Source organism: Candidatus Thiodiazotropha sp. AKAK2, from assembly GCF_058244685.1.
The window spans coordinates 187,681-214,161 of the sequence record NZ_JBSYOP010000033.1; the positions used below are offsets into that span (position 1 = coordinate 187,681).

25 protein-coding genes are annotated in these 26,481 nt (G+C 52.1%); 11 read left to right on the plus strand and 14 right to left on the minus strand.

Annotated features, from left to right (window positions below):
* Positions 1 to 47: 47 nt before the first annotated feature.
* On the minus strand, positions 48 to 1,859 hold the full coding sequence (locus tag AC4IE8_RS16095) for a ribonuclease catalytic domain-containing protein (protein WP_068995581.1): 1,812 nt from the start codon (positions 1,857 to 1,859) through the stop codon (positions 48 to 50).
* Positions 1,860 to 2,055: 196 nt separating this feature from the next.
* Between AC4IE8_RS16095 and ygfZ the strand changes: the two genes are divergently transcribed.
* The 9 genes from ygfZ (at position 2,056) to nadE (ending at position 12,081) form a co-directional block, all read left to right on the plus strand.
* Positions 2,056 to 3,054 carry a CAF17-like 4Fe-4S cluster assembly/insertion protein YgfZ gene (ygfZ, locus tag AC4IE8_RS16100; protein ID WP_068995580.1) on the plus strand — a complete coding sequence of 333 codons (999 nt, stop codon included), beginning with the start codon at positions 2,056 to 2,058 and terminating at the stop codon, positions 3,052 to 3,054.
* An 88-nt stretch (positions 3,055 to 3,142) separates the two neighbouring features.
* Positions 3,143 to 3,973, plus strand: a complete 831-nt coding sequence (locus tag AC4IE8_RS16105) for an HDOD domain-containing protein (protein WP_068995579.1) — start codon at positions 3,143 to 3,145, stop codon at positions 3,971 to 3,973.
* Positions 3,974 to 3,997: 24 nt separating this feature from the next.
* Positions 3,998 to 4,876: an ABC transporter ATP-binding protein gene (locus AC4IE8_RS16110; protein WP_068995578.1), complete on the plus strand. Its 879-nt coding sequence runs from the start codon at positions 3,998 to 4,000 to the stop codon at positions 4,874 to 4,876.
* Positions 4,877 to 5,010: 134 nt separating this feature from the next.
* The gene (locus tag AC4IE8_RS16115) at positions 5,011 to 6,099 is read left to right on the plus strand and encodes an ABC transporter permease (RefSeq protein ID WP_490791464.1); all 1,089 of its coding nucleotides are present in this window, start codon (positions 5,011 to 5,013) and stop codon (positions 6,097 to 6,099) included.
* Positions 6,100 to 6,106: 7 nt separating this feature from the next.
* Positions 6,107 to 6,580: a nucleoside deaminase gene (locus AC4IE8_RS16120; protein WP_490791465.1), complete on the plus strand. Its 474-nt coding sequence runs from the start codon at positions 6,107 to 6,109 to the stop codon at positions 6,578 to 6,580.
* Between the two features lie 147 nt (positions 6,581 to 6,727).
* Entirely contained in the window at positions 6,728 to 8,656 is a 1,929-nt protein-coding gene (gene asnB / locus AC4IE8_RS16125; RefSeq protein ID WP_068995576.1) for an asparagine synthase (glutamine-hydrolyzing), read from the plus strand.
* A 483-nt stretch (positions 8,657 to 9,139) separates the two neighbouring features.
* Positions 9,140 to 9,385, plus strand: a complete 246-nt coding sequence (locus AC4IE8_RS16130; RefSeq protein ID WP_068995575.1) for an acyl carrier protein — start codon at positions 9,140 to 9,142, stop codon at positions 9,383 to 9,385.
* 1 nt (position 9,386) lies between these two features.
* Positions 9,387 to 10,928 (plus strand): class I adenylate-forming enzyme family protein, encoded by a 1,542-nt coding sequence (locus tag AC4IE8_RS16135; RefSeq protein ID WP_490791466.1) that lies wholly within the window; start codon positions 9,387 to 9,389, stop codon positions 10,926 to 10,928.
* A gap of 157 nt (positions 10,929 to 11,085) precedes the next feature.
* Positions 11,086 to 12,081, plus strand: coding sequence for an NAD(+) synthase (nadE, locus tag AC4IE8_RS16140; RefSeq protein WP_490791467.1), 996 nt, complete (start codon positions 11,086 to 11,088; stop codon positions 12,079 to 12,081).
* A gap of 74 nt (positions 12,082 to 12,155) precedes the next feature.
* On the opposite strand, the gene AC4IE8_RS16145 is transcribed toward nadE, so the two are convergent.
* The 5 genes from AC4IE8_RS16145 to AC4IE8_RS16165 form a co-directional block, all read right to left on the minus strand.
* Positions 12,156 to 12,602: a glutaredoxin domain-containing protein gene (locus AC4IE8_RS16145; RefSeq protein ID WP_490791468.1), complete on the minus strand. Its 447-nt coding sequence runs from the start codon at positions 12,600 to 12,602 to the stop codon at positions 12,156 to 12,158.
* Positions 12,603 to 12,771: 169 nt separating this feature from the next.
* Entirely contained in the window at positions 12,772 to 13,656 is an 885-nt protein-coding gene (locus tag AC4IE8_RS16150) for an AraC family transcriptional regulator (protein WP_068995573.1), read from the minus strand.
* Positions 13,657 to 13,986: 330 nt separating this feature from the next.
* Positions 13,987 to 14,865, minus strand: coding sequence for a polysaccharide deacetylase family protein (locus AC4IE8_RS16155; protein ID WP_068995572.1), 879 nt, complete (start codon positions 14,863 to 14,865; stop codon positions 13,987 to 13,989).
* Positions 14,862 to 16,169, minus strand: a complete 1,308-nt coding sequence (trhP, locus tag AC4IE8_RS16160) for a prephenate-dependent tRNA uridine(34) hydroxylase TrhP (protein WP_068995571.1) — start codon at positions 16,167 to 16,169, stop codon at positions 14,862 to 14,864. Before trhP ends, AC4IE8_RS16155 begins: the two co-directional genes overlap by 4 nt.
* Positions 16,170 to 16,303: 134 nt before the next feature.
* Entirely contained in the window at positions 16,304 to 17,419 is a 1,116-nt protein-coding gene (locus AC4IE8_RS16165) for a ChaN family lipoprotein (protein WP_490791469.1), read from the minus strand.
* Between the two features lie 293 nt (positions 17,420 to 17,712).
* On the opposite strand from AC4IE8_RS16165, the gene AC4IE8_RS16170 reads away from it, so the two are divergent.
* Complete coding sequence (locus AC4IE8_RS16170; protein WP_068995643.1) at positions 17,713 to 18,963, plus strand: TIGR03790 family protein; 1,251 nt, start codon at positions 17,713 to 17,715, stop codon at positions 18,961 to 18,963.
* Positions 18,964 to 19,025: 62 nt separating this feature from the next.
* On the opposite strand, the gene AC4IE8_RS16175 is transcribed toward AC4IE8_RS16170, so the two are convergent.
* Entirely contained in the window at positions 19,026 to 20,000 is a 975-nt protein-coding gene (locus tag AC4IE8_RS16175; protein WP_490791470.1) for a glycosyltransferase family 2 protein, read from the minus strand.
* Positions 20,001 to 20,239: 239 nt separating this feature from the next.
* Here AC4IE8_RS16175 and AC4IE8_RS16180 point away from each other — a divergent pair, with 239 nt between their 5' ends.
* Positions 20,240 to 21,106, plus strand: a complete 867-nt coding sequence (locus AC4IE8_RS16180) for a ferredoxin reductase domain-containing protein (protein ID WP_083226294.1) — start codon at positions 20,240 to 20,242, stop codon at positions 21,104 to 21,106.
* Here the strand turns inward: AC4IE8_RS16180 and AC4IE8_RS16185 are convergent.
* The 7 genes from AC4IE8_RS16185 to ybgF form a co-directional block, all read right to left on the minus strand.
* Positions 21,100 to 21,660: a GNAT family N-acetyltransferase gene (locus AC4IE8_RS16185; protein WP_068995568.1), complete on the minus strand. Its 561-nt coding sequence runs from the start codon at positions 21,658 to 21,660 to the stop codon at positions 21,100 to 21,102. The two genes, AC4IE8_RS16180 and AC4IE8_RS16185, sit on opposite strands and share 7 nt — an antisense overlap.
* A gap of 74 nt (positions 21,661 to 21,734) precedes the next feature.
* A complete protein-coding gene (locus AC4IE8_RS16190) occupies positions 21,735 to 22,148 on the minus strand; it encodes a hypothetical protein (RefSeq protein ID WP_490791471.1) in 414 nt (137 codons plus the stop codon).
* Between the two features lie 77 nt (positions 22,149 to 22,225).
* Positions 22,226 to 22,636, minus strand: coding sequence for a hypothetical protein (locus tag AC4IE8_RS16195; RefSeq protein WP_068995566.1), 411 nt, complete (start codon positions 22,634 to 22,636; stop codon positions 22,226 to 22,228).
* A gap of 53 nt (positions 22,637 to 22,689) precedes the next feature.
* On the minus strand, positions 22,690 to 23,799 hold the full coding sequence (locus AC4IE8_RS16200) for a hypothetical protein (protein WP_490791472.1): 1,110 nt from the start codon (positions 23,797 to 23,799) through the stop codon (positions 22,690 to 22,692).
* A 358-nt stretch (positions 23,800 to 24,157) separates the two neighbouring features.
* Complete coding sequence (gene queC / locus AC4IE8_RS16205; protein WP_068995564.1) at positions 24,158 to 24,835, minus strand: 7-cyano-7-deazaguanine synthase QueC; 678 nt, start codon at positions 24,833 to 24,835, stop codon at positions 24,158 to 24,160.
* Positions 24,832 to 25,473, minus strand: coding sequence for a 7-carboxy-7-deazaguanine synthase QueE (gene queE / locus AC4IE8_RS16210; protein ID WP_068995563.1), 642 nt, complete (start codon positions 25,471 to 25,473; stop codon positions 24,832 to 24,834). Before queE ends, queC begins: the two co-directional genes overlap by 4 nt.
* Positions 25,474 to 25,652: 179 nt before the next feature.
* Positions 25,653 to 26,468: a tol-pal system protein YbgF gene (gene ybgF, locus AC4IE8_RS16215; protein ID WP_068995562.1), complete on the minus strand. Its 816-nt coding sequence runs from the start codon at positions 26,466 to 26,468 to the stop codon at positions 25,653 to 25,655.
* Between the last annotated feature and the right edge of the window lie 13 nt (positions 26,469 to 26,481).

Genomic DNA, 26,481 nt, shown 5'->3' on the forward strand with positions numbered 1-26,481 from the left:
CAGAACCTGACAGCGGCAACCAGCCACGAACAGATCCCCGTCTGTTTTCAGACAAGTCTGAAATAGCAGCTGAGATCCGGAATATCGATCTCCCTCGGTTTCAGTTTCACACTGTCATTCAGTGAGAATTCACCTCGGATCCGCAGCTTGGCTTCATAGGCGATGGATGGGATCAACACGGTTGCCCGTTCCCCCTCCTGTGCAACAATGACGCCCTCACCCTGCCACTCCGGACGGTCTCTCAAAAAGATCAGCCGCCAGTGGTTATTCGACACCCGTTCGGTCTTTCTGTTCGCCATACCACCCATTTCGGACTCTGCGATGCGCTGGGAAATCGCCGCCAGATCGAGTAAATCCTCACCTTTCAAATGGGCTCTCAGCTGCTGATGGGTCAGCAGGTCTGAGTAGCGGCGCAACGGACTGGTTACCCGGCTGTAGGCCGGCAGCCCCAATCCTGAATGGGGTTCAGCTTCGGTTTTGACCTGAGTCGGTTTGAACTGACGTCGGTACGCATACATAGCGGCAAGATCCTCTGGCTGCTGTGCATCATCCGGTGGCGCCTGGGTGGCAAAAGGTATCGGGATATCACGTTGCAAACAGTAGTTTGCGATACCCTCCCCGGCCATCAGCATCAAATCGGTCACCATTTCCCGGCTCTTAAGCTTCTCAAGCGGAATGATCTCTACCTGATCATTCTGCGCTTTGATTTTCACTTCAGGCAGTTGAATGGAGGCTGAGCCTGCTGCCTTGCGTCGGTTTCTGTAGCGTTGGCACTTTTCCAGCAGCGTGTTGAAAGGCGCCTGGTCCAGGCGACGTTCCGCCTCGCCATAGCTGATTCGTTCCACCTTCAGCCAACTGGGGTGGATCTCTACCTCACTGACTTCCCCCTGCTCCGATAGCTGAAAGGCGATTGAGAGTGAGGGGGAGCGCTGCTGTAGGCCCAAACCCAACAGATCGGTTACTCTGGGTGGCAGCATGGGAACGATCCGATCGGGCAGATAGAGATTGGCGCCCCGGCTTCTGGCATCGAGGTCCATCTCGCTATCCGGTTTCACCAACGCCGCCACATCGGCCACATGCACCCAGAGTCGATCCCCATCGATACTGATCGCATCGTCCGGGTCCTGATTATCCTCGTCGTCGATCGCAAAGGCTTGCAGATGGGTCAGATCCAGGCGCTCCTCTTCGATCAAATCCGCAACCGGGTAGTCGGGAATGGATTCGTCAATCCCCATTCGCCGGGGATAGGGGTTTTCGTTCAGCGTCCAATAGCCTGTTTTCACCAGTAACCGATGGGCACTGACTGGGTTTTCCTGTAGCTTCAATGCCTGCAGTATTCGGCTATTGTCCCTTTTCTGCAGTGCCAGCGCTTCCACCTCGCCGAGGGTTTTTCGATCTTCTTCTATGATCTCACCCTGTCGGACACGGGCCATGAAACTGTTCCAGGCCGCCTCTTCAGCCGCCTTTTTATTACGCGATTCGATTTCGCTTGCGACCGCTTCGGCGGATCTGGGGCGGATTGCCTCCGGCTCACCTTCAAAGTAGATCCCATCCGACACCAGCATCCAGGTTGCCCAGGCCATGGCCGGGGTATAGTCCCCGAAGACCAGGTCACTGAGCTCTTTGATGTCCGTTTCAGCCCCCTCCAGCAGTTCCCAGTTCTCCTCAACCTCTCCTGACATGGGCTGTAGGCTTTTCAGATCGTCGAGGGGGCCTGGATGCAGCAGAACCACATCCTTGTCCCGAACCCGTTTGCTTTTACTCCCTTCCAGCTCAATGGTGATCTTATCCGCCACTTCCATCACCTTGGCCGGACGGACCTTATAGAGCACCAGAGCCCCTGCCTTCAAATTACTCATCACTATTTCCGAATCGTTCAACTCGCTGATTGACATGCCAAGTGTTTAATAAAGCCATTGTATTGTGCAGACCTGTCTGCATTCCAATGGGTTCTCATAACAAACCTAAAAAACACATCACCAGGGGGATTTCGTACCCCGTGGGATCGGGTATGATACGCAGAGTTGATCCTCAAACCCAGGAGCTGTTCCTGATATGAACGAAGAATGGGCCAAATTTCTGGCATCAAGAACTGAAAATGACCAGCAGGGTGCAGATTTGAACTGCGCTCTAAACGACCTCTCCCATCTCGGTCTGATCCGGGTTTCCGGCGAGGATGCGGAGGCCTACCTGCAGGGCCAGCTGACCAACGATATTCGTGAAGTTACCAGGTCTCACAGCAACCTGGCGGGCTGGTGCAATGCCAAAGGACGCATGCTGGCCAACTTTCGCTGTTTTCGCCGTGAAGACGACTACTACCTGCAGACCCCGACGGAGAACATTCCCAGTGTGGTGCAGCGGTTGGGGATGTACATCCTGCGATCCAAAGTAACACTGAGCGATGTGAGTGACGAACTGATCAGGGTCGGCTTGACAGGAAACTGCTCAGAGGCCCTGTTAGAACCCTTTTTCGATGAAATACCTGAACAGCCCAATGATATACAGCAGCAGGATCAATTGACTCTGATCCGGCTTCCAGGCAAGAAGCCCAGATATGAGATTGTTGGACCGATCCAACAGCTGCAGGAGATCTGGCAGACGGCTGAAGGGCAGGCCCAGTCCGCCAGCGCTGATTTCTGGGCGCTGCAGGAGATCCAGGCAGGTATTCCCACGATCTACCAGGCAACCAAAGAGGCCTTTGTCCCACAAATGACCAACATGCAGTTGATCGACGGAGTCAGCTTCACCAAGGGCTGCTACACCGGTCAGGAGGTTGTCGCCCGCATGCAATACCTGGGCAAACTGAAACGCAGGATGTATCTGGCCCATGTGGAGACCAATACCACACCCCAGCCTGGCGATGAGCTGTTTGCCAGTCTCAGTACCTCAGGACAGGGTACGGGTAAGGTCGTCGAAGCACAGGCTAATGGTGATGGTTACGACCTCCTGGCCGTGATCGAAATCGCCAGTGCTGAAGAGGATCAGGTACTGCTCGGAGAGCAGGGGTCACCCCTGAACATCGTCAATCTGCCCTACCCTTTTGCTGAATCGTGATCTGGGGAGCACGCCCCATCTGCATTAAGTTATTGCGGATTCTACCGCTAACGGTGAAAGCCTCTGCAGTCCAGGACAAGACAGCAATATGATCGACGAAAAACAATTTTTAAACGACCTCAACGACGCTATCGACAGGAACAAACTCACTCTGCCAACACTCCCTGAAGTGGCGCTGAAAGTGCGTGATGCGGTGGAACAAGAGATGAGCAGCGCCAACGAAATTGCGGAAATCATCGCGTCGGATGCCGCTCTCTCAGCCCGTCTATTGCAAGTGGCCAACAGCCCGCTCTACCGGGGAAGAGTACCGATCGATAACCTGCAGATGGCGGTTGCCCGTCTGGGTGTTCGCCTGGTACGCAGCCTGGTGATCAGTCTGATCATGCAACAGATCTTTCAGGCTACCAACGACCTGCTGGATGCAAAATTCCACCAGATCTGGGAAGAGAGTGTGCAGATCGCCGCCATCAGCCGGGTACTCTCCTACAATCTGGATCATCTGGATAAGGAGCAGGCGATGCTGGCCGGTCTGATCCATAACATTGGAGCCTTGCCTGTGCTGGCGATGGCAGAGACACGGGACGAACTGGTTCAGGACGCGTCAGAACTCGATCGGGTGATCGATATACTGAGCCCCCAGATCGGACAACGGATTCTTGAAATGTGGGATTTTCCTGAAAGCCTGATCACGGTGCCGGCTAATTTTCTAAACCTTGAGTACGAGAGCGAAGGGGATGGGGATTACTCGGATATCGTGCTGGTCGCCCGTCTGCAGGCCAACCTGAACAGTGCTGCGGATTTCGAGATGCCAGATGTGCCCGCCATGAAGAAACTGGGGATGGAACCTGAAGTCAATATCATCGAAATCGAAGGTGTTGCCGAAGATATTCAGAATATTGAAGTCATGTTCCACAACTGATCCGTGGCGAGCGGCTGAATCGAGATGATTGAGGCACAAAACCTCTGTAAACACTATCCAGGCGTGAAAGCGGTCAACGGGGTGAGTTTTCATATACCCCGGGGAGTCTGTTTCGGCCTGCTTGGCCCCAACGGGGCGGGTAAAACCACGACGGTGGAGATGCTTGAAGGTATCATCACCCCCTCATCCGGAAACATCCTCTACAAAGGCGAACCCCTGGGGCAGAGATTCCGCAATGAGGCGGGGATCATGTTTCAGCACACCGCTCTGCAAGAGTTTATTCAGGTGGATGAAGCCCTGCGGATGTTTCAGAACTTCTACCCAAATCCCCGGCCGCTGGATGATCTGGTTGAAGCCTGCGCCCTGGAGGAATTTCTAACCCGGGATACACGCAAACTTTCCGGTGGCCAGAAGCAGCGATTGCTGCTGGCGATCGCGCTGATCAACAATCCTGAGGTGGTGTTTCTGGATGAGCCGACAACCGGACTCGACCCCCAATCCCGACGCAATCTGTGGAGCCAGGTACGTCGTATCAAGGCTGAAAACAAGACGCTGGTACTGACCACACACTACATGGAAGAGGCCTTCGAGCTGTGCGATGAGATCATCATCATGGACCATGGAGTGATTATCGCTCAGGGTAATCCCAAAGCCCTACTGGCGGACCACTTCGATAACTCTGTCATCACCCTTCCGCGTGACGCATTGCCAGATCAGTTGACCCTGAATGACGGGGCTTCAATACATCCACAGGGAGATATCGTGGAGATCCTGTCGAAAGATGTCGATAGCACAATCCGCCTGCTGACCGCTAATCAGATTCCGCTGCGACAGCTACAAGTGCGTACCCCTACCCTGGAAGACCTGTTTTTGGAGTTAACCGGACATCACCTGCGCAGTTAAGACCTGTAATGAATCCAGCAACACAGCATGTCGTGTTCAAAGTTTCAAGGCAGAGGTGAACTCATAGTTTTTCGATTTGTCGACAAAGGAGTGTAAGCGTAAGCCGTCACTTGAGGGTATAGTGGCGCTGTGTCGTGGGCCAGAGAATGCGGGAAGCCAAAGCCAATCGATCCTGCCTGGCCTATTCAAGCCATCATTCAGTTTGGGATCTTACCCAGAATATTATGTCAATACGCCGTTTCCTCGCCGCCCTGCAAGCACGCAATCTGGAGTTCCTGCGAGATCGCACCGCCCTGGGCTGGAATCTGATCATGCCGGTGCTGATCGTGATGGGATTCGCCTTTGCCTTCACTACCGGCCAGGAGGAGCTCTACAAGGTGGGACTGTTTGGAGAAACCGACACGGAGCAGCCGATCCAGGCCTTTCTGCAAACCCGCTATGTGGAGTTCATTGAGATCGAGGAACTGGACAAAACCATCGAAAAGGTGGATCGGCATCAGATCGACCTACTGCTCGATCTGAATAACCAGCGCTATTGGGTGAACAGCACCTCACCAAAGGGTTATCTGCTGGAAAAAGTCGTTGCCCCCTACCAGTTTGAACGGGTTGCCCTGTCCGGTTCGGAGATTCGCTATGTGGATTGGGTGGTACCCGGCGTACTCGGCATGAACATTATGTTCAGTGCCCTCTTCGGTGTTGGCTATGTGATCGTCCGATACCGTAAGAATGGGGTACTCAAACGGCTCAGAGCGACCCCATTGAGCGCATTTGAGTTTATCTCCGCGCAAATCGCCTCCCGCCTGCTGATGATTGTCACGGTCACCACCCTGGTCTATCTGGGCACGGATCTGCTGGTGGATTTCCGCATGACCGGTTCCTACTGGCTGCTGTTACTGATCTTGATTGTCGGCGCCCTGAGCATGATCAGTGTTGGCTTGCTGGTGGCAGCCAGAATAACCAGCGAAGAGGCTGCGAATGGCTTATTGAATCTGATCAGCTGGCCGATGATGCTGCTATCCGGCGTTTGGTTCTCACTGGAAGGCTCCCATCCATTGGTACAAAATCTGGCACTGGCACTGCCTTTGACTCATATGGTGGATGCCGCCCGGGCGGTGATGATTGAGGGTGCCGGCATCAAAGAGGTTGCCGCTCCCCTGTTGTCCCTCTGCCTTTTTACCCTATGCTTTGTCACAATAGGTTCTAAAAGCTTTCGCTGGGAGTAGGCAGGCAGTGGATCAGGATCAACGATTCATGGAACAGGCGCTTAAACAGGCACAGCAAGGCCTGGCGCTGGGACATGGTGGTCCATTTGGTGCTGTGATTGTGGTAGAGAATCGGATCATTGGAGCTGGCTGGAATCAGGTTGTACATCTCAATGATCCCACCGCCCATGCTGAGATGCAGGCAATCCGAAAGGCCTGCCAGCATCAGCAAAATTTCAATCTGGCCGGTGCGGTACTCTACACAACCTGTGAACCCTGCCCGATGTGTCTCAGTGCCACCTACTGGGCTAGAATAGAACGACTTGTGTATGCCGCCAATGCCGAAGATGCCGCAGCCAACGGCTTCGACGACAATCTAATCGCAACGGAAATGTGCAAACCACCAGAAAAACGTCTGATGCCCAGCCGACAGATCATGCGTGATGCAAGCCTGCTACTGTTCAAAGCCTGGAAATCCAGCGATCAACGCACCGATTACTGATTCAACAACAATCAGATACTGGATTTATCATGACACCCTATCGGCAACACCCCTAGGAGCATGTTAAAGTCCATGACGCAGGGCTGTAGGGAATCCTCAAACTATTGGCCTGTAACACCCGATTGATAAAGGACCGAAAAAGAAAACATGTGCGGTATAGCAGGTATTTTGAATCTTACTGACGGCGCATCCCCCTCCAGAGATGAATTGGAACGTATGATCCATGCAGTCCATCATCGCGGGCCTGACGGATATGGCTTCTTTTGCCATAACCGGGTTGGTTTGGCCCATGCGCGACTCAGCATCATCGACCTGGCCGGGGGTGATCAACCGATCCACAATGAGGATCAGACCATCCAGGTTGTATTCAACGGTGAAATCTTTAACTACCTGGAATTACGTGAGGAGCTGGAGAAGCTGGGTCACCAGTTCTATACCCATTCGGATACCGAGGTTATCGTCCACCTCTATGAGCAGTATGGCGACAAATTCGTCGACTCTCTCAATGGACAGTTCGCCATCGCACTTTGGGACAACAACAAACAACGATTGGTGATTGCCCGGGACCGGGCCGGCATCAGACCTCTGTTCTACACAGAAATTGCTGGCAGGCTCTATTTTGCCTCAGAGGTAAAATCCCTTTTCGCACATCCTGCGATCAGTAAAAGGATCAATCTCACCGCACTGCAGGAGGTTTTCACATTCTGGAGCGCCCTGCCGCCAAACTCCCTGTTCGACAACATACAGGTGTTGCCACCCGGCTGCATGATGGTCATCGATCAGGGTGAGATCCACATCCATCGCTATTGGGACTGGGACTTCCCCAACGATCAGATTGATCACGACAAATCAGCCGATGAATGGGCTGAAGAGCTGCGCTCACTTATGATCGACTCGGTGAGGCTGCAACTGCGCTCCGATGTCCCGGTCGGCGCCTATCTGAGTGGCGGACTCGACTCTTCCGTTCTGACGTCACTGATCAAAAACTACACCGACACACCACTTAGAACCTTCTCCATCGGCTTTGAGGATGAGGAGTTCGATGAGAGTGGTTTCCAACAGGATCTGGTGAATTACCTGGGTACACACCACACCCATGTGTTGTGCAAACGCTCCGATATCGGTGAGGCTTTTCCCCGAGTCATACAACACGCTGAAACAGCGATTGTACGCACTGCGCCCACGCCACTGATGTTGCTCTCGGGTGCTGTGCGTGAAGCAGACTATAAGGTGGTTTTGACCGGTGAAGGAGCCGATGAGGTATTCGGCGGCTACGATATATTCAAGGAGGCTAAAGTCAGGCGCTTCTGGAGCCACGCCCCAGAATCCGAGTGGCGGCCGCTCATCCTGCAGCGTCTCTACCCCTATCTCAAGCACTCACCGACTGCCAGCGGGGCGTTTACCCAGCGTTTTTTTCAGCAGGGCCTGGAACACCTGAAAAAACCTTTCTTTGCCCATATTCCTCGTTGGGCGACGACCCAGCGCATCATGCAGTTCTTCTCCGATGAAGCCCGGGCAGGCGTACCTGCCGTGGATTATTCCAACATCGAAAGGATTCTGCCGGAAGGCATTGAACAGTGGAAACCGCTTAACCAGGATCAGTATATTGAAGCCCACACCCTACTGGCAGGCTACCTGCTCTGCTCCCAGGGTGACCGGGTCGCGATGGCCAACTCCATCGAAGGCCGTTTCCCGTTTCTCGATCACCGGGTGATTGAGTTTGCCGCGAAACTGCCCAGCCGCTACAAAATCATGGGATTGAACGAAAAATACATGCTGAAAAAGACCATGAAAGGCCTGATACCGGAGAGCATCAGGAGCCGCAGCAAGCAACCCTATCGGGCGCCAGACAGCCAATCATTTTTCAAAGATGGCAGACCTCTGGACTATGTGGAAGAGCTATTCAGTGAGTCGCGCATCAAACAGGCGGGCTATTTCAATCCCAAAGCGACCAATATGCTGCTGAAAAAGTGCGCCAGGGGCAAGGCATTGGGATTCGGTGACAACATGGCGTTCGTTGGCATCCTCTCAACCATGCTGGTCGATGACCAGTTTATTCGGGGCAATGCGGAGTAGAGCTACCGGGGAGACTTCAGTTAGCGCGAGACTGTCCGATAAGGGCTTCTATAATCGTCAAACAAGATCAGACACCACACTAGGGCTTGTAATCACGATTCCAATACGCCCTGCAAGGGCTGTTTTTGTGCCCAGCAAGGCAGTAAAAGCGTGCTGTAGGTATTCTACATGAGCAAATGATAACGCCGCAGGGCGCAAAAACAGCCCCAGCCCCTCTTTTCATATCGATATGGGGGGTTGCGCCTGAAAAAGCGCCGCTCGGTGTTGCTTGTCACTCATTTGGAACAACCAAACTAGGCTCCTCGTGCCCTGATTGTCACTTTTTCAGGCACAACAGAGCGTATTGGAATCGTGTTAACTGGCCCTAGGTAACCGGCATACCCGTATTAGGACAGTGCACGAGTGATTATTTAACGTTTTTTTGAGCTTTTTAATAAAGTATCATTCCGACATCAAACTATTATCAGACCTTTAGGAATACCCATGTCAGCAGAAGCGCAGATCAGAAACTACATCCTGGAAAACTATTTGTTCACCGACGACCAATCAGCCCTGGATAGTGGGGATTCCTTCCTGGATAAGGGCATCCTCGACTCGACCGGTATTCTGGAAGTGATCTATTTTCTGGAAGATGAATTCAGCATCAAGGTCGAGGATACCGAGATGGTCCCGGAAAACCTTGATTCCGTAAACAACATCGTCGCTTTCATCGGACGCAAGAGCCAATAGAGTGACAGCTGCGGCGTTGCCATTGATCGATCGTTTCACAACGATCGCGGAAAGCTACCCGGACAAGCTCGCGATTGCGGATGCATCTGGGCAATACAGCTACCGTCAGCTTCAGGAGAGTATTGCTCAGGTTGCCGGTTATCTGACTGATTCCGGCTTAAACAAGGGTGACCGGGTGGCCATGGTGGTCACCAATTCGGCAAATTATGCAGCCGTATTCTACGGTATCTGGGCGGCTGGCGGCGTCACAGTGGCGCTCAATACCCAGGCCAAAGCCCGGGATATCCTCAATTGGACAGATCACTCCAATGCCAAATGGCTGTTTATCGATCAAGGGCATGGTGAATTAAGCGAGATCCTCCGCAGACTCGATCAGAGTGTTGAACTTGTCAGCGTTGGAGAGCCGAAACCGGATCAATCGACAGAAGGCCATACGCTCTGGACGACAATTACACAAGCCCGCAGCACCATGCCAAAGATGGCACTCTCACCGACTGATCTGGCCTCAATCATCTACACCTCCGGAACCACCGGCAGTCCCAAAGGGGTGACGCTCAGTCACGCCAATCTCAGCGCCAATATCGATTCCATTCAGAAATACCTGCAGTTGAGCAGCGAGGACAGTATTCTAAATGTATTGCCCTTCTACTACTCCTACGGCAACTCAGTGCTGCATACCCATCTTGCTGTGGGTGGTTCGCTGGTTCTGGAGAATAACCTGGTCTACCCGCACCGGGTCGTGGAGCGCATTGCAAATGAAGCGGTAAGCGGCTTTTCCGGAGTACCGTCCACCTTTGCCCTACTGCTGGGTCGGGTCAATCTGAGTGACTATGATCTGAGTAAACTGAGATACCTGACCCAGGCCGGAGGAGCCATGGCCCCGGCACTCACCGATAAACTACTGGCGGCGCTGCCCAAAACCGAAATCTTCATCATGTATGGTCAGACCGAGGCGAGTGCACGCCTTACTTACCTGCCGCCTGCACAGATCTGTGAAAAACGGGGGTCTATCGGCATAGCCATACCCGATACCAAGATCGAGGTGCGCGACAAACAGGGTAAGGTAACCCCTCCAGGAGCGACCGGCGAGATTTGTGCCTACGGTGAAAACATCATGCAGGGCTATTGGCGCGATACGGAAAAGAGCGCTCAGGTTTTAAAAGATGGCTGGCTCTATACCGGCGATCTGGCGCATACCGATGAGGATGGCTATCTCTACATCGACGGCCGATCATCCGACATGATCAAAAGTGGCGCCAACCGCATTAGCCCAAAAGAGATTGAAGAGGTGATTCAGGAGCTCGACTGTGTCATGGAAGTCGCCGTAGTTGGGATACCGGATGAGATGCTGGGTGAGATCATCAAGGCATTCATCGTTCCCAAGAGTGACCAGCAGACAGATAAAAAAGTGATTCAGAGACACTGCAAGCAGAATTTGGCTATCTATAAGATCCCAAAGAGTATTGAATTCATCTCAGAACTCCCGAAAACAGCCTCGGGAAAGATCCAGAAGTTTCAACTGCAATCTAAAGAGAAATCGTAAACAGGTTGCAGACATCCTGGAGTTTGGGCAACCGGTCATAGAGACCGACAACCAGCAAAATGAAAGTTTAAGCAATTGGAAATTAGCAAAACCTAACCTGTAGCGCAGTCAGTCGCATACCGGATGGGCAATAAACAGAATCAAGGGGAGAATCAGCATGCAATCCTTTTCAGAACGGTACGAAGCAGAAGTTCTCAATTTCGACCGTGAACAAGCCGCACAACACATCTGTGAAACCATGCGTGAACTGTTGCGCAGCAAACTCAGAAAACGTGGTTTGGTGGTTGCGGTTTCCGGTGGTATTGACAGCTCGGTCTCGGCGGCGCTTGCCGTACGAGCAATCGGTCCCAAGAAGTGTTTTTTCATGCAGCTCCCCGAAGTGGATTCAGCGGAAGACACCCAATCAAGAAGCAGCCAGTTGATCCAGCACCTCGGTGTTGAGAGCACCCAGCACAACATCGCTTCCACCCTTGAAGCAATCGGCTGTTACGATGCCCGTGATGAAGCGATCAAAAAGACCTTTCCGGAATATACCGATGGCTGGAAAAACAAGATTGTGATCAAAGGCGGGATCGATGGTCAGGTCAACCATTTCATGCTGGTGGTGCAGGATCCGTCAGGCAATCTTCAGGAGAAGCGCCTGGATCTGCGCGAGTATCTGCAGATCGTCGCTGCCACCAACTACAAACAGCGTATTCGTAAAACCATCGAGTACTATCACGCAGACCGGTTGAACTATGCGGTGGTCGGCACCCCCAACCGACTCGAATACGATCAGGGCTTTTTCGTCAAGAACGGTGACGGCTCGGCCGATGTGAAACCGATCGCCCATCTCTACAAAACCCAGGTCTATGCACTGGCGAAACACCTTGGACTGCCAGACTCGATCTGCGACGCCATTCCTACCACCGACACCTACAGCCTGCCCCAGGGCCAGGATGAATTCTACTTCGCCCTGCCTTACCAGGAGATGGATAAAGCGTTGTGGGCCCATAACCATGGCGCCACAGCCCAAGAGCTGGCCGAAATGCTGGGAATCAGTGAAGATCAGGCGAAATTCGTCAAGCAGGACATCGACAATAAACGTAAAACCACCCACTACCTGCATGCCAAGCCCTATTTGATCGATCCGATCGCTGAGTTGGATCTGTAGTAGCCTTTAAGAAGGATGGGTATCGGCTTAATCGAGCCTGCCCATCCTTATTAACCCGACGACACGAACTACGACTAAGGGTTGTTATAGATCTTCTCAAACCCAGCTTCACTGAATCCATTCATTCGTCGTTTACCGACCAGAATAACCGGCACACCGGTTGCACCCATCTTCTTATACTGCCTTTTTCCCTTGCTACTCTTTTCAATATCGTATTCGGTATATTTGATCTTTTTCCGTTTGAAATAGCGTTTGGCCTTTTCACAATGGCCACACCAATCGGTGCTGTAGATCACTACCTTTTTACCGAAATTGAAAATTGACCGGTCAAAACTGACACTTTTGATGGTATTGATCTTAAGTTTGACTTCACTGGCTTCAGCATCGGCTGGTTGTTTGTCAGAGAAATGAACCTTTCCATGCTCATCGGTCCACTTGAATATCTCCGCCTCAGCGACAGCCGCTGACAACAGCAGAATGGGCAGCAAAACCCAGTATATCTTGCTTGAGTTCATATTCATGATGATCTGCTGAAATTAACCACTATCTTGGCTATTAAGCCGGTCACCAAATAGTTAGCGGCCATGAACTATTCGGCTTGAATCAGCATAGATACATGGCGCGGCTAAACCGCACCATGTTTGACACTCACTCTGAACTGTTATGAGACCACAGAATCAGACACCAACCTCAAGCGTTGGTAACGAAGCAGTTGATACGTGTCAACAACTCACTCGGAGGTGTATCCTTTGGATCGTTGAGATACTCTTCAAAGGGTGGAAAGTCCACCGCCTCATAGCCACTTTGTGGCAGCCACTGACCAAACAACCAGTCATAGGGCTTCTCCAGCTCCGCATAAGAGCCTTTGAACAGTAGGCTCACACAGGTCCCGCCCGGAATCCGATTCGTTTCAGGCGCTTCACCAGCTTCCGGCAGATCCGTCTGATCCACTACAGAAATGGCGGCAAATGCCCTAAGCTTCTTAGACTCCACGGTCTTTGGATCATCAAAATAGAGACCGATTGAACGCGTCTTATCACTCAGCAAATTATGGCTGGAGGCATATACAAACAACTTTTCAAACGTTCTGCCTATCTCCATATAGTCACCCTGATGGGAATAGCCAATCAGATTGACCGGTTTGAAATCAACAATTTCAACATTGTACATGTCACGATACTCCTCTCTCGCAGTTGGTAGCATAGCCACAAAGGGTTCGTTCCTCTTACTGTTACGTCTTGCACTTCGGTATTCGGTGGGGGATTCACCGAACTGATGTGTGAACGCACGGGTAAAGGCTTCGGGGCTGCCATAGGTAGCCGAGGTGGCTATGCGTAGTATCGACTTGGTTGAACTGATTAATTCAACAGCCGCACGTTGGAGGCGTAGACGTCGGATGGTCGCATTCAGGGTCTCCCTGGCCAACTCCCGATAGATACGGTGAAAATGGTAGGGTGACATGAATGCGACATCCGCCAGCAGGTTGATGTTGAGATCATCATCCAGGTGGTCGTGGATATACTCGATCACCCGGATAACCCGTTGCCGGTAGTTCTCTGCTGTTGTCTTCTTCATACTGTTACCTCCTGTGATTCAGCGTAATCAATCCGGTCTGATAATGTTTGCGGTTTTTTGGATTGATGAGTGTGCACAGAAGGTACTCCTGTCGTGAAGTATCAATGTTTTAGCCAACCTCTCTGATAGCTGGCAAATCCACTTTGACCAAAACCAAAAGCCCCTCTCCCTCAAGGGGAGAGGGGAGCTCTTTGTTCTTGTTTGGCAATCTGATATTTGTTGTGGCCAATATTGCAAACAGTTTCGTTACCCTTTTTGATATATAAAACCTTTCTCGCGGGCAACCATATGTCACTTACAGCACTGAAAATGACTCGGAAATTGATCCACTTAATCTTGCTTTAGACTCTGGGTTGCCTGATAGATCTCCCCCGTCATCTCATTCGACCAGCCGATCAGGTGTGTTTTCAGTTGCGCCCTGTTTTGCTCATCCAGAAAAGCATGCAGTGGCTGAATCCCCTCGTCCAGATTGCGCCACATCACCACCAGTTTCTCAAGAACATCAAGATGGGCAATGCCCTCCACCTCCGCATCACAGGCATAGATATGTCCATGGGGCAGAATATGCTGACTCTCCGCATAGAGATACTCATGCACATTCTGCAGATTGATCTCTCCCCCCTGTCTGAGCAGCTCACTGATCGTCGGTAGGGTGGTCGGCAGTTGCGGGCAGCTGGATTCGATATTCTGTAACAGCGGTAAAAAAGCGCTCTTTCCCCGGACATCGCTGGCGTAGTCGAAGCCCAGCTCCTGTTGCAGGCGCAGCAGATGAGGGTTGGATTGCCAGCCGGCGGATGCCATGCAGCTGGGCCGATTACCAAACAGGTCAGTGTATCTGTCGACAGCCTTCAGCAATTCACTGCGAGTCCAGGCTTCATCGGCATGGGCTAATCCCTTCAGCCAACGGCCACGATCATGACAAAGGATGCCTGTCTCATGACCGGCAGCAGCGACTGCGCGCATCCTATCCCCAGCTTCGTCGACTATTTGTGGCGGCTTTAGCAGCACGCCGTAGAGGCGTGAGTTCAGGGGCAGATGAGGGTACCAGGGCTGTTGACTCTTATTAATCAGCCGGCCACTTTTATCCGGACCTGTGGCAAAGAAGAAACTGGCCTTGACCTGGTACTGATCAAAAAGCTTGAGCAGAGCGGGTACACCCTGAATCGCGCCAACCAGTGTGTTGACCGCAATCCTCAGCCCAAGCTTCATGTGGATTCAAGATATCGGCAGAGCAGCCCGTTGGTCACCGCTTCGGCCGGTAACTCGACCCGTACCTGATAACCCCCGCCAGGCGCTTCATGCATCTGATTGCCATGTCTGTCTTCCATTCTCTCAAGCACAAAATCCCGGTTTCCATCGGGTGTCATCAGCTCAAGCCGGTCACCGACTCGAATTTTGTTTTTAACATCCACTTCCACCAGGCCACCCTCCGGATCGATGCCGGTTATCTCCCCGACAAACTGCTGGCGTTCTGTCTGGGAACTGCCGAATCGGTAGTTCTGCAGCTCATCAGACTCATGCCTCTGGTAGAAACCATCGGTGAATCCCCGATTGGCCAAGCTCTCCAGATCCGCCATCAATGTGGGCTGAAATGGGCGCCCCGCCACCGCATCATCGATTGCTTTACGATAGACCTGGGTGGTACGCGCCGTGTAGTAATGGGATTTGGTGCGACCCTCGATCTTCAGACAATCGACACCGATCTCCACCAGCCTGGCCACATGCTCAACAGCACGCAGATCCTTTGAATTCATGATATAGGTGCCATGCTCATCCTCGAACACCGGCATCTGTTCACCGGGACGCCCTCCCTCTTCCAGGTAGTAAACTTGATCAGCGGCGCTGTGTCTGGTCACGTCGGCCGGCCCGCTACTGAGTTCAGGTCCGGCGACCGGCTGGGAGAGCTTGTAATCCCAGCGGCAACTGTTGGTGCAGGTTCCCTGGTTGGCATCACGATGATTGAAGTAGCCCGACAGCAGACAACGTCCCGAATAGGCGATACAGAGGGCGCCGTGGATAAACACCTCCAGCTCCATGTCCGGACAGTGCTGGCGAACCTCAGCCACCTCATCCAGTGACAGCTCCCGGGAGAGTATCACCCGACTCACTCCCTGCTGCTGCCAAAACCGTACTGCTTCCCCATTCACTGTGTTCGCTTGTACCGAAAGGTGAATCGGCATCTCCGGCCAGCGCTCCCGGACCATCAGAATCAAGCCAGGATCGGACATGATCAGGGCATCCGGCCCCATCGCGATGATCGGTTCGAGATCTTTGATGAAGGTCTTCAGCTTGGCATTGTGAGGCATCACATTGCAGGCCAGATAGAATTGGCGTTGCAATGCATGCGCCTCGGCAATCCCGGTGGCCAGGTTTTGTTCCAGAAAATCGTTGTTTCTGACCCGTAGGCTGTAACGGGGTAAACCCGCATAGACCGCATCGGCACCATAGGCGAATGCATAGCGGGCGTTTTTAAGGGTGCCGGCGGGTGCCAGCAGTTCTGGTTGTTTAGCCATAGTTGGTTTGATCAGCTTAAGGGGGTTTGGAACAGACCCGGGACGAACAGAGTGACAATCAAAGTGCACCGACTGAAGAGGTGGTGGTGCAATGCGGCATCAATAGGTCGGCTCATAACCAGTTCAGCGGCTCCTCAGCGCAGTGTGACTTGATAGGTCTCGACAATGGTACCCAAAACCAGCCGCTCCCTTTTGACTGACAACTTGACGACTTCACCGACCTCCCGGTCCATCAGGGCAATGCGCAGTTCTGCATAGCTCTCAATCGGTTGATCATCAACGGATACCAGAAGGTCTTTCTCTTTGATGCCGGCTTCCGCGGCACCGCTGTTCTCAACGAATCCATTGACACTGGGCGGTGAGCTCTCCACATCCAGGAATACCCCCAGTTTACCACTGGGTGGCAGCTTATGTTGATCGGCCAGGATCAGATAATCCGCCAGCTCAGGATTCAGCTCGGGGACTGAATTGACATTCAGTACAATCGCCTGACTCGCATCCACCCGACGTGACAGACGGCTTGGGATGCCATCCCCATAGATCAGATGACCAGCCCCGGCCAGAATCACCAGGTGGCCCTGGGGATTCTCCTCAATCCACTCAGCCGCACGCTCCGCCATCGATTCATCCCACAGCAACTGGACATCTAGAAAACGTTCGAAATCCCGCCCTTCCCGGTGGGGATGTGCCTCATAGATGGTTTGCAAACGTTCACGATAGCTCTCATTATCCCGGGCGATTTCAGCCGGCAGTCTGGCCTGCTGCTCCGGGCTGAGACTCTCGATCCCCTCCCGGCTCACCTGGTCTGTGATTTCACGCTCCAGATTGAGCGCGATCATGGGAATCCCATGCTCCCTGGCAAAGCTGAAGATCGGACGATAGAGCCGATAGTCGAAGCGCCAGCGATTGAAATAGTCACTGCCGCGGATCAGACCGGCTTCGTCAATCTCTCCGGCAATATATTGGTCAAGCACTTTCTGGTAGGGTTGAAAAAAGAACTCCAGACCGATAGCCAGGTCTGAATGCTTGGCATGCAGGCCCTTGATGATCGCCAGCTGGTTGAGATGGTGCTGATACTGGTCGTGGGTTTCACCCACATAAACCACGCGTTTATCCGAGACTTTTTCAACCAGTCCGGAGACATCGATCAAAGCGGACATATCGACAACAGAATCCTGGGTTTTCTCCTCAGCCATGGATCCAGTCAGCAGACCGGTAAGGAGAATGAAAAACAGATAGTTACGCAGCACGATGATCTCCGGCAGCAGAAGGCTGTTTAAATTGTTGTCTAACCACTTTTTTCAGTTGAACAATGTTGCGCCTCAGAGGATTCTATCCTACTGCTGCTCCAGTACAACCCGTGCCCGGTTCAGACGAATCGCCCAATCATAGCAAAGTAGTCGGGAAAATATGGGGGTTAAGACCAACAAATGAACAATACGTTTCATACCCCTTACCCGGCAATAGCCATCTCAGGGATTTTGACTCAGCTCTGATAGGCTTATGTAAGTTACACTCATTTATGGAAAAAAGTCAGTTTGTTATGGATAAACTTTTTAATACAAACAATTCAACATGGAAACTGGTCAGGTTTTTCCTGCTGCTCTCCCTATCACTCCCCGTTACGGCGGGAACACTCCCGATTGACCTTCCCAGACAGCGTCTCACATCAGAACAGTTGGCCGTGGTTGTCAATGATCAGGATCCTCTCAGCCAGCGCATCGGCAAATACTATATCAAGGCACGGGGCATCCCAGCTGCCAACCTGCTGCATGTCAGCTTCAAACCTGGGAAGAAAACTCTCCCACCACAGCAATTCCAACGGATCCGGCAAAAACTGCTGGAAATCACACCGTCGAGCATCCAAGCGTACGCCATCACCTGGGTTGCCCCCTTCCGGGTCGGCTGCATGTCGATCACCTCTGCGCTCACATTCGGCTATGACAAGGCCTGGTGCTCAGATCGCACCTGCGCCTCGACCCGCCGCAGCCCCTATTACGACTACCTAGGGGTCACCCCCTATAACGACCTCTCGATTCGACCCAGCATCAGTATTGCGGCAAACAGCTTCACCGAGGCCAAAGCCCTGATCGATCGAGGTATTGCTGCAGACGGCACGCTCCCGCAAGGGACTGCCTATCTGATGAGCACCCAGGATAAACAGCGCAATGTACGAGCAAAGGACTATCTGATGACCCGCCGTCTGATGCACAACTGGATCGATACCGAAGTGATAAGAGGCAACGCCCTGCGTGATCGCAAGGATGTGCTGTTCTACTTTACCGGCCGAAAACATATCGATGGGCTGGAGACCCTGAAGTTTCTCCCAGGCGCCATTGCCGACCATCTCACCTCCGCAGGTGGTGTGCTCAGCGGCAGTAAGCAGATGAGCGCCCTACGCTGGTTGGAAGCTGGTGCCACTGGCAGTTTTGGTACGGTGGTAGAGCCCTGCAATCATCTGGGAAAGTTTCCCAACCCCCGTCTGGTGATGGAGCACTACAGTCATGGTCAGACCCTGCTGGAAGCCTATTGGCGTAGCGTTCAACAACCCGGGGAAGGCCTTTTTATCGGCGAGCCCCTAGCTGCACCATACGATAAGGTTGTTTTCAAAAAGAGCGCAACAGGCACTCAACTGATCACCAGAAATCTCACTGCCGGGGATTATCGGCTGAGCCACTCAACCACACCGATCGGGCCGTTTCGGCAAATTCAGCACTTCCGGGTCAAGCCCCACCAGCAGCGGTTTGATCTGTCTGGGGGCCAGCCGGGCTACTACCGGATTGAGTCACTGTAACTCTGACCAATGACCGATCAACCGGTTCTTTAACCTTATTCCACCGGCGACGAAATAGTAACTCATCCAGAAACTGTGTTGGCAGAGGAATCGCTCGCCTGTTTTCTCAACCCCGAGCCAAACAGACCCAACCCCATGCCCTTCAGCACTGACTTGAGTTTTACTGATTTCTGCTGTTCAAACATTATGATCCTGAACAGATCCATCAATGCGGCCATGAAATCGAACAACACAAAGCCTGGAAAGCGAAATAGCTGTTCTCGCCAGATACGGGTGCGGTTGCGATAGATGGTAAAGCGGCGTCTGGCAGAGTGGTTCCAGGCAAAGAAATGACGGCCGAGGAAGTGGTGTTTGGTCTGTTCACCAAGATTGTGCCGCAATACAGCATCCCGCACGGCGACAATCCTGTACCCGGCCTCAATGGCTCTCAGACAGTAATCCACATCCAGATAGTCGATGTCGAAAGACTCCCGGATCATACCGATCTCTTCGAACAGCTCCGCCTTGATTAGGCTACCGGAACTGATGGCAATGAAGATATCCTGCAGTATAGGTTGGCCGGAAAAACCGACCTTGGCAAATCTGGGCCAATGGTATTTTCCACCAGGGGCCGTGACAAACAGGGCCTCCCTGTTGACACTCTGTTCCAGGTATTTGGGAACAACAATCCCGGTTCCAGGATGGGTTGGATAGATCTGTTTAGCTTGAACGAGTCGCTCAACCATTTGCGGATCGGCACTGCTGTCATCGTCCATCAGCAATACCCAGTCTGCATCCTCGTCAAGTGCGTGCCTTATTCCCAGATTCTGCGCTTTGGCCAGCCCCAGGTTGTCCCCATTCTGAATCAGAAAAATCTGCTCAGGGTGGGCTTGTGCAATCGCACTGACTCGGTTTTGTGCCTCCGTCTCGGTACTGTTATCGACAATTACCACCAAAGCGACCTGATGCAGGTAGCTCTGCAGTGACGCTTCGAAGCTATGATCGATATTGTAGGTGACCGTGACAGCGACTATTTTTGAAGCAGAAGATTCAGACATCGGACTATTATCGCTGATCTTGGTAAGCTGAGTCACATTGGAATTTCAGTCGCTATGATTTCACCCTGATACCAAACCAATGCTGGCCGATTTGCTCACCGCACTTATAAATAGATGAAGTTTAAAAATCCAATGCTGAAGCACTAGAGAGCGGCGATTATTACAACTATAATGCTAGTTTGAGACAATACCAGTTAAACCTAATTCATTGATAAACTTAGAATTCTGAGAGAGTGAAAATGCCTGAAAGCACAGACGATATGCATCTTGAAAACAGTTGTGATGCTGTCATCAAATCGACCGCCAGAATCAGCCCCGAGTCAGCGGACGAGGTCCGCCAACTGGTATTGCAGATTGACGACCCAACCTTTCGCTATGCAGCCGGTCAATCCATTGGGGTACTGGTACCCGGTCCTCACGTCTTCGGCAATGAATATCACCACCGCCGCTACTCGATCGCCAACCCGATCCAGACCGGCAACAACGAAGCCATCGAACTGGAAATCCTGGTGAGACGCTGTTTCTACCTGGATGAGATCTCCGGTGAGCGGTATCCGGGTATCGCCTCAAACTATCTTTGTGACGCCAAAATCGGTGACAAACTGAAGATTACTGGTCCGTTCCGCAGCCCCTTCAAAATCCCGGCGAACAAAAGCAGCAATCTGCTGATGATTGGTACCGGTACCGGTATTGCTCCTTTCCGAGCATTTGTACGTCAGATCTACGATCAGCACGGTAGCTGGGATGGCCAGGTACGCCTTTTCTATGGTGACAACGGTGGCATGAATCTGCTCTATATGAATGATGAGCAGAAAGATCTTGGTCAATATTATGACGACGAGACCTTCAAAGCATTCAGTGCTCTGACCGACAGGCCCATGATCGGTGTGGAATCAGGTCTGCAGGACAGCCTGGCCGCCAATGCGGAAGAGTGTAAAAAACTGATCACCGATCCCAATACCTATGTCTTTCTGGGAGGGCAGGAGAAAGCCGCAGAGGTTTTCAACAAGGTGATGGAGGAGAGCTTCGGATCGGCGGATGCCTGGAATCAGCAGAAGCAGTCCTTGATCGAGAAGGACCGTTGGGCGGAACTGCTCTATCACTGAGAGACCTGCCAGGCCGCTTTAGAAATGCGGTAGAGACAATGTTGTCGTAATTGATGCCCGGGGGGTATCGCCGGATGTTCAAACGTCTCGGTGCTATCCCCCATTCCCAATCGCTCCATGACCCGTCGTGATCGACGATTTCCCACTGCGGTAAAGGAGACCACTTCCTCTAAATTCAATTGATCGAAAGCCACCTGCAGAGCGGCCCTGCCCCCCTCTGTGGCATAGCCATTACCCCAGTGGGATTGGGCCAGTCGCCAACCGATTTCGACACAGGGGAAAAATGGCAGATCAGCTCTGGGTATGTGAAGTCCGAGAAAACCGATGAATGCACAGCTACTCTTGTGCTCGACCGCCCAGAATCCCCAGCCTCGCTGCTGAATCAGTTGCTGGCAGCGTTGGGCTAAATCATCGCTCTGCTTACGACTCAAGATTGCTGGAAAATAGGTCATGACTTCGGGATCAGCATTGAGCTGGGCAAAGGGTTCCAGGTCGGTGCTACGCCACTGCCTGAGTAACAGACGATCAGTGAAAATCTCGATTGGATTTACCATATTATTCCAAGACGCTTCCTCAGACTGCTATTGTAAACCTAGCCTAGAGCCTGCTAACACTCATCCTATGTTGACTACCACTCAATTATTTTGTTGATACTCTGATAGAGAGACAGAAGCAGCAATACATACCAGACTTCTTTACCTGAATTTTGAGGCATATTGTCCGGTATCTCTGAGGATAGTATCTTTTCTCTGTGTCGATAGCCCTGTATCCAGAGCACGATGGTTGGAACAACAGAAAATCCCATCAAATACATTAATGTGGTCAGGCCATAACATACAACCAGACTACCCTGAAATGTATTATTTATGATGGCAAAGGTACAACTGACCGCCAGGCTGAAAACAACAATCGAACCGAACAAGATAAAGACAAGAAAACGAAACGGATGGGGATGCCTTGCTGCATTATAGTAGTGTCGGATATATCCCAAATAGTGGTACCGACGGATACGTTCTGGATAGTTTATAATGGCCTGACTCATACTACATTCCAATAAGACTAATAATTGAACTGTCGTGATACCAGACGCTTGCTTTGACTCTCAATCGCTGATAACTATCAATCGATTATTATTCTTACAATCTGATAGATAGATAGAAAAAGTAGTATGTACCAAATCTCACTACCCGAATTCTGAGGAAGATTGTCCGGAATCTCTGAGGACAGTATTTTCTCCCGGTGTCGATAACCCTGTATCCAGAGCACGATGGTCGGAACAACTGCAAACCCTATCAGATACATGAATGCAGTCAGGCCATAAAAATAGATCGGATCACCCTCAAACGTATTATTCACGATGGCCAGGGTACTATAAATTGCCAGGCTGAAAACGACCAAGGATCCAAACAAAAGAAAAGCAAGGAAACGAAATGGATGGGGATGCCTTGCCGCATTATAGTAGTGCCTGAGATACCCTAAATAGTGGTATTTACGGAAGCGTTCAAAAACCTCTCTAACGATGTAACTCATACAACATTCCAATCACATTTGCACACAGGCTAATCTTAATCAACTGCTGCATTTTAAGGCCGTACGCTTCCATCATTTTCACCAAACAGATTATTATGATATCCGCTTGCTGTTTGTTGGATATCGTTTACCAGTTGTGAGCTGAATTCGACTGTTGAATCGACGATATCCAGACCTGCCTCGATCCCGGATTGCACAACAGGAGCGACAGAGTTATCGACAAAATCATCAAACTGCTTATCAGCGCCCGCCTTTTGATACATTTCATCTGCCACAAAACCAGCAGCTAATCCAGTGGCAACAGCTCCAGGACCAGTAACTGAAGTTAACCCACCTGCGACTGTACCAACCACACCACCAACGACTGCATTGTCTACGTTTTTCACGGCGCCAACTATGCCTGCAGTTATCTGCTCTGCAGTCGTTGCATTTTCATCCAGCTTGGCCACTTCCGATATAGAACCTATGACAGGCCCAGCAACTGTACCAACAATACCGGCCTTTTTAGCGACCGACTCTGCCATATCGATGGTCTTTGAGGCTTTGTTGAGATCGTTGGTCAGTTTGTTCCCGATGACTGATTTGTCACTCAGCACCTGATTTCTGGCAGCCAGGGTTTTATCCACATCATACTCAACTGCATCCGGGTGTAGCGCCCCCTTCAGGCCGCCAGGCCTGTTCGCTTCGCGCAGTGCCTCGGCTTGTGTCATTTGCGCCGGATCTTTGCTCGCCTCGAGGCGGCCGATCGCATGCTCCACAGGTTGCTGGATCGCATTTTGTTTTAGGCCGACGGCCACTGCAGTGACTGTGGAGGTGCTGACCGTTGTCACAGTACCGGCAATACTTGCTGCCGTATCAATCTTACTGTGGTCAACCTCTGCCGGCTTGGCTTGAGTTGGTGTTGCCTGGTGATCTGCTAGTGCTTCTGCGGTTGTCGGTGACCCGAGAGCCGAGCCCAGTGCGGTTTGCGAGCCCTTCAGGCCATCTTCTGTGGTCGGGCTGCCGGCAAGCTGTTCACCGGTCGTCATGGAGTCGGATAGGGAGGCACCGCCCGACAGGTCTCCACCCATTGATGAGTTGGAATCCGATCCGCCGATATCCGATCCACCACCCATAGAACCGGCTGAATCACCACCACCTACACTACCTGCTGAATCAGTCATAACCATTAACTCCCTTTACTGTCAGTCCCAAGGCATTGCTATCCTAGTCAGTTGTTTAAACTGTCAACTGCTCTGTGTTCTTAATATAGCAACTGCACATCACCATTTAACACTAGTGATTACCCTAGCGCCTGCGACCTCGATCAACAATTCTCATCCCTTGCGATCACTTCATCAAGGGATAAAAACTAAACATGGTTGATTTAATCTGGAGCGCCGGCATGGCTGATTCAAGTTCATCGAATGGATGCCTGCATCCTGTTGGAAGCGGATGAATAGATCGACCTCAGCGGAGCTGATAAAGGTCTCGCAATTTGTGTTGATACACGTTCTTTTGCGAAGTGATTGAAACCGCAATTCAGCTTTTGCAGTATCGTGTGGGATCGGCAATCCCCGCTTCCTCAAATCCCCGCGCTCTCAAGCGGCAGGAGTCGCAACTGCCACAAGCCTCTCCCTGCTCATTCGCCTGGTAGCAGGATACGGTCAGATTGTAGTCGAGCCCCAGCTTGATCCCCTGCTGAATGATCTCGCCTTTGGTCAGATCGATCAAAGGTGTGTGGATTTTAAAAGCTTTGCCTTCCACGCCAGCCTTGGTTGCCAGATTGGCCAACTGTTCGAAGGCGCGGATAAATTCAGGTCGGCAGTCGGGATAACCGGAATAGTCCACCGCATTGACGCCAATGAAGATCTCCTGGGCATCAAGCACTTCCGCCCAACCCAGGGCCAGTGAGAGGAAGACGGTATTTCTTGCCGGCACATAGGTAACCGGGATGCCATCAGCGAGTTGCTCTGGAACCTCGATCGAAGTATCGGTCAGTGCCGAACCACCGATTGAGTCGAGCCCGATGGACATGACCTTGTGATCGGCAGCACCGAGCGAGCTGGCAATATTGGCTGCGGCACTCAGTTCAGCGGCATGGCGTTGACCATAGGCCATGCTCAGTGCATAGCACTCATAACCCTGGCTTCGGGCGACCGCCAATACAGTGGCGGAGTCGAGACCACCTGAGAGTAAAACGACGGCTTTCTTATTCATCGCCCTGGTTGATCATTCCATAACAGTTTGTGGAGTTGCATTTGAAACCTGACATTCAATCTGTCCTGCAGAATCCACTCCGCCAGTTGGGTTGGATTCTGTTTACCATGTACGGGAGAGAAGAGGATTTCACACTCGCCTTCCAGAGCATAATCCTTCAGCATTGCCCTGCTCCACTCATAGTCATCCCTGCCACTGATGACAAATTTCAGCTGATCGCTCTCCCTCAAACAGTCCAGATTAGTCAGGCGGTTTTTGCTCACTTCACCGGAACCCGGCGTCTTAAGATCGATGACCCGCACCACTCTTGGATCAACCGCGCTGATATCCAGTGCACCACTGGTCTCCAGCGAGATCTCATATCCAGCATCACAAAGCCGCCTCAACAGTTCCGTGCATGCCGCCTGGGCCAGAGGCTCGCCACCGGTGACACAGACCCGATTGATCCGCAGCTCCGAGAGTTGTTGCAGGATCGACTCGATCGACATTTTTTCGCCACCACTGAAGGCATACTCCGTATCACAGTAGACACAACGCAGTGGACAGCCGGTCAAACGGATGAAAACGGTCGGCAGACCGACCGTGTTTGACTCCCCCTGCAGGGAAACAAAGATCTCAGTGATGCGTATTTGTGACATTTCCGGGTTGAGCCAAATGAGTTCGAGAGATGATCGACCGGTGGGATGGATCGTTTTTTTTGACAGCTGATGGTGATAAATGCGAAAAGGGTGCGGAGAACCGCACCCTATGGATTGAACCACGCATCAATTCAACGATTCGCGAGCATAGGTTGAATCACTCAACCAGTTGATCTGTCTCAGCGCCCCTCTTTTGTGATCCGCTGGATCCGCTTTTCAGCAAGACGGGCCTCGGTGGTGGCAGGATAGTTCAACTGAAGTTCACGCAGTATCTTTTTCGCTTCATCCCACTGCTTTTTCTCGTAATGGATATATCCCATCTTCAGCATCGCACCGGGCACCTTCGGGCTCTGGGCAAACCTTTCCCTCACCTTGGTGAACTCCGCCAGGGCGGTATCGAAATCCCGGTTCACATAACTCGCTTCCGCCAGCCAGTACTGGGCATTGTCCTCATAACTGCCACCGGAGTAATCCTTGAGAAACGCACTAAAGGCGGTAATCGATTCCGGGTAGCGCCCCTGCTTCAACAGATTGAATGCCTCCTGGTAGACCATCTCCTCCTGTTGAGGATCCGGGGGTGTTACCGCGGAGCTGGTTGAGTCAATCGACGTGACTGGCGGCACACTACTCTGCTGGTTTGCAGGGGGTGCGGCAGATACAGGAGGTGGTGCGGAAACCGGCGGGGGTGAAGACGCCCCGCCGGATTGAAAGCGGGACAACCGCTGATCGATGTCCAGGTAGAGATCCCGCTGCCGGCGGCTCATGGCGTCCATGGTGTGTTTCTGCAACTCCACATCGCCACGCAACTGCTGTACCTCTCTCTGCAACTGCTGCAGTTGCAGCACCAGATCCGCCAGACTCTGATTTTGCAGCATCCGCTCAATCCGCTGCAGACGCTGTTCCATGTTTGGACCATTCTCTGCTGCCAGATTCGGAGTGCTAACCCCCAGCCCGATCGCCAGGCTGATAATCGCCAGTCTGAAGCGTGAGTTCATGAACCTCTCCCCA

Excerpts from the sequence above, each read along its gene's own strand:
- AC4IE8_RS16095 (WP_068995581.1), bottom strand. The coding sequence starts at position 1,859 with ATGAGTAATTTGAAGGCAGGGGCTCTGGTGCTCTATAAGGTCCGTCCG.
- ygfZ (WP_068995580.1), top strand. The coding sequence starts at position 2,056 with ATGAACGAAGAATGGGCCAAATTTCTGGCATCAAGAACTGAAAATGAC.
- AC4IE8_RS16105 (WP_068995579.1), top strand. The coding sequence starts at position 3,143 with ATGATCGACGAAAAACAATTTTTAAACGACCTCAACGACGCTATCGAC.
- AC4IE8_RS16110 (WP_068995578.1), top strand. The coding sequence starts at position 3,998 with ATGATTGAGGCACAAAACCTCTGTAAACACTATCCAGGCGTGAAAGCG.
- asnB (WP_068995576.1), top strand. The coding sequence starts at position 6,728 with ATGTGCGGTATAGCAGGTATTTTGAATCTTACTGACGGCGCATCCCCC.
- AC4IE8_RS16130 (WP_068995575.1), top strand. The coding sequence starts at position 9,140 with ATGTCAGCAGAAGCGCAGATCAGAAACTACATCCTGGAAAACTATTTG.
- nadE (WP_490791467.1), top strand. The coding sequence starts at position 11,086 with ATGCAATCCTTTTCAGAACGGTACGAAGCAGAAGTTCTCAATTTCGAC.
- AC4IE8_RS16145 (WP_490791468.1), bottom strand. The coding sequence starts at position 12,602 with ATGAATATGAACTCAAGCAAGATATACTGGGTTTTGCTGCCCATTCTG.
- AC4IE8_RS16150 (WP_068995573.1), bottom strand. The coding sequence starts at position 13,656 with ATGAAGAAGACAACAGCAGAGAACTACCGGCAACGGGTTATCCGGGTG.
- AC4IE8_RS16155 (WP_068995572.1), bottom strand. The coding sequence starts at position 14,865 with ATGAAGCTTGGGCTGAGGATTGCGGTCAACACACTGGTTGGCGCGATT.
- trhP (WP_068995571.1), bottom strand. The coding sequence starts at position 16,169 with ATGGCTAAACAACCAGAACTGCTGGCACCCGCCGGCACCCTTAAAAAC.
- AC4IE8_RS16170 (WP_068995643.1), top strand. The coding sequence starts at position 17,713 with ATGGATAAACTTTTTAATACAAACAATTCAACATGGAAACTGGTCAGG.
- AC4IE8_RS16175 (WP_490791470.1), bottom strand. The coding sequence starts at position 20,000 with ATGTCTGAATCTTCTGCTTCAAAAATAGTCGCTGTCACGGTCACCTAC.
- AC4IE8_RS16180 (WP_083226294.1), top strand. The coding sequence starts at position 20,240 with ATGCCTGAAAGCACAGACGATATGCATCTTGAAAACAGTTGTGATGCT.
- AC4IE8_RS16185 (WP_068995568.1), bottom strand. The coding sequence starts at position 21,660 with ATGGTAAATCCAATCGAGATTTTCACTGATCGTCTGTTACTCAGGCAG.
- AC4IE8_RS16190 (WP_490791471.1), bottom strand. The coding sequence starts at position 22,148 with ATGAGTCAGGCCATTATAAACTATCCAGAACGTATCCGTCGGTACCAC.
- AC4IE8_RS16195 (WP_068995566.1), bottom strand. The coding sequence starts at position 22,636 with ATGAGTTACATCGTTAGAGAGGTTTTTGAACGCTTCCGTAAATACCAC.
- AC4IE8_RS16200 (WP_490791472.1), bottom strand. The coding sequence starts at position 23,799 with ATGACTGATTCAGCAGGTAGTGTAGGTGGTGGTGATTCAGCCGGTTCT.
- queC (WP_068995564.1), bottom strand. The coding sequence starts at position 24,835 with ATGAATAAGAAAGCCGTCGTTTTACTCTCAGGTGGTCTCGACTCCGCC.
- queE (WP_068995563.1), bottom strand. The coding sequence starts at position 25,473 with ATGTCACAAATACGCATCACTGAGATCTTTGTTTCCCTGCAGGGGGAG.
- ybgF (WP_068995562.1), bottom strand. The coding sequence starts at position 26,468 with ATGAACTCACGCTTCAGACTGGCGATTATCAGCCTGGCGATCGGGCTG.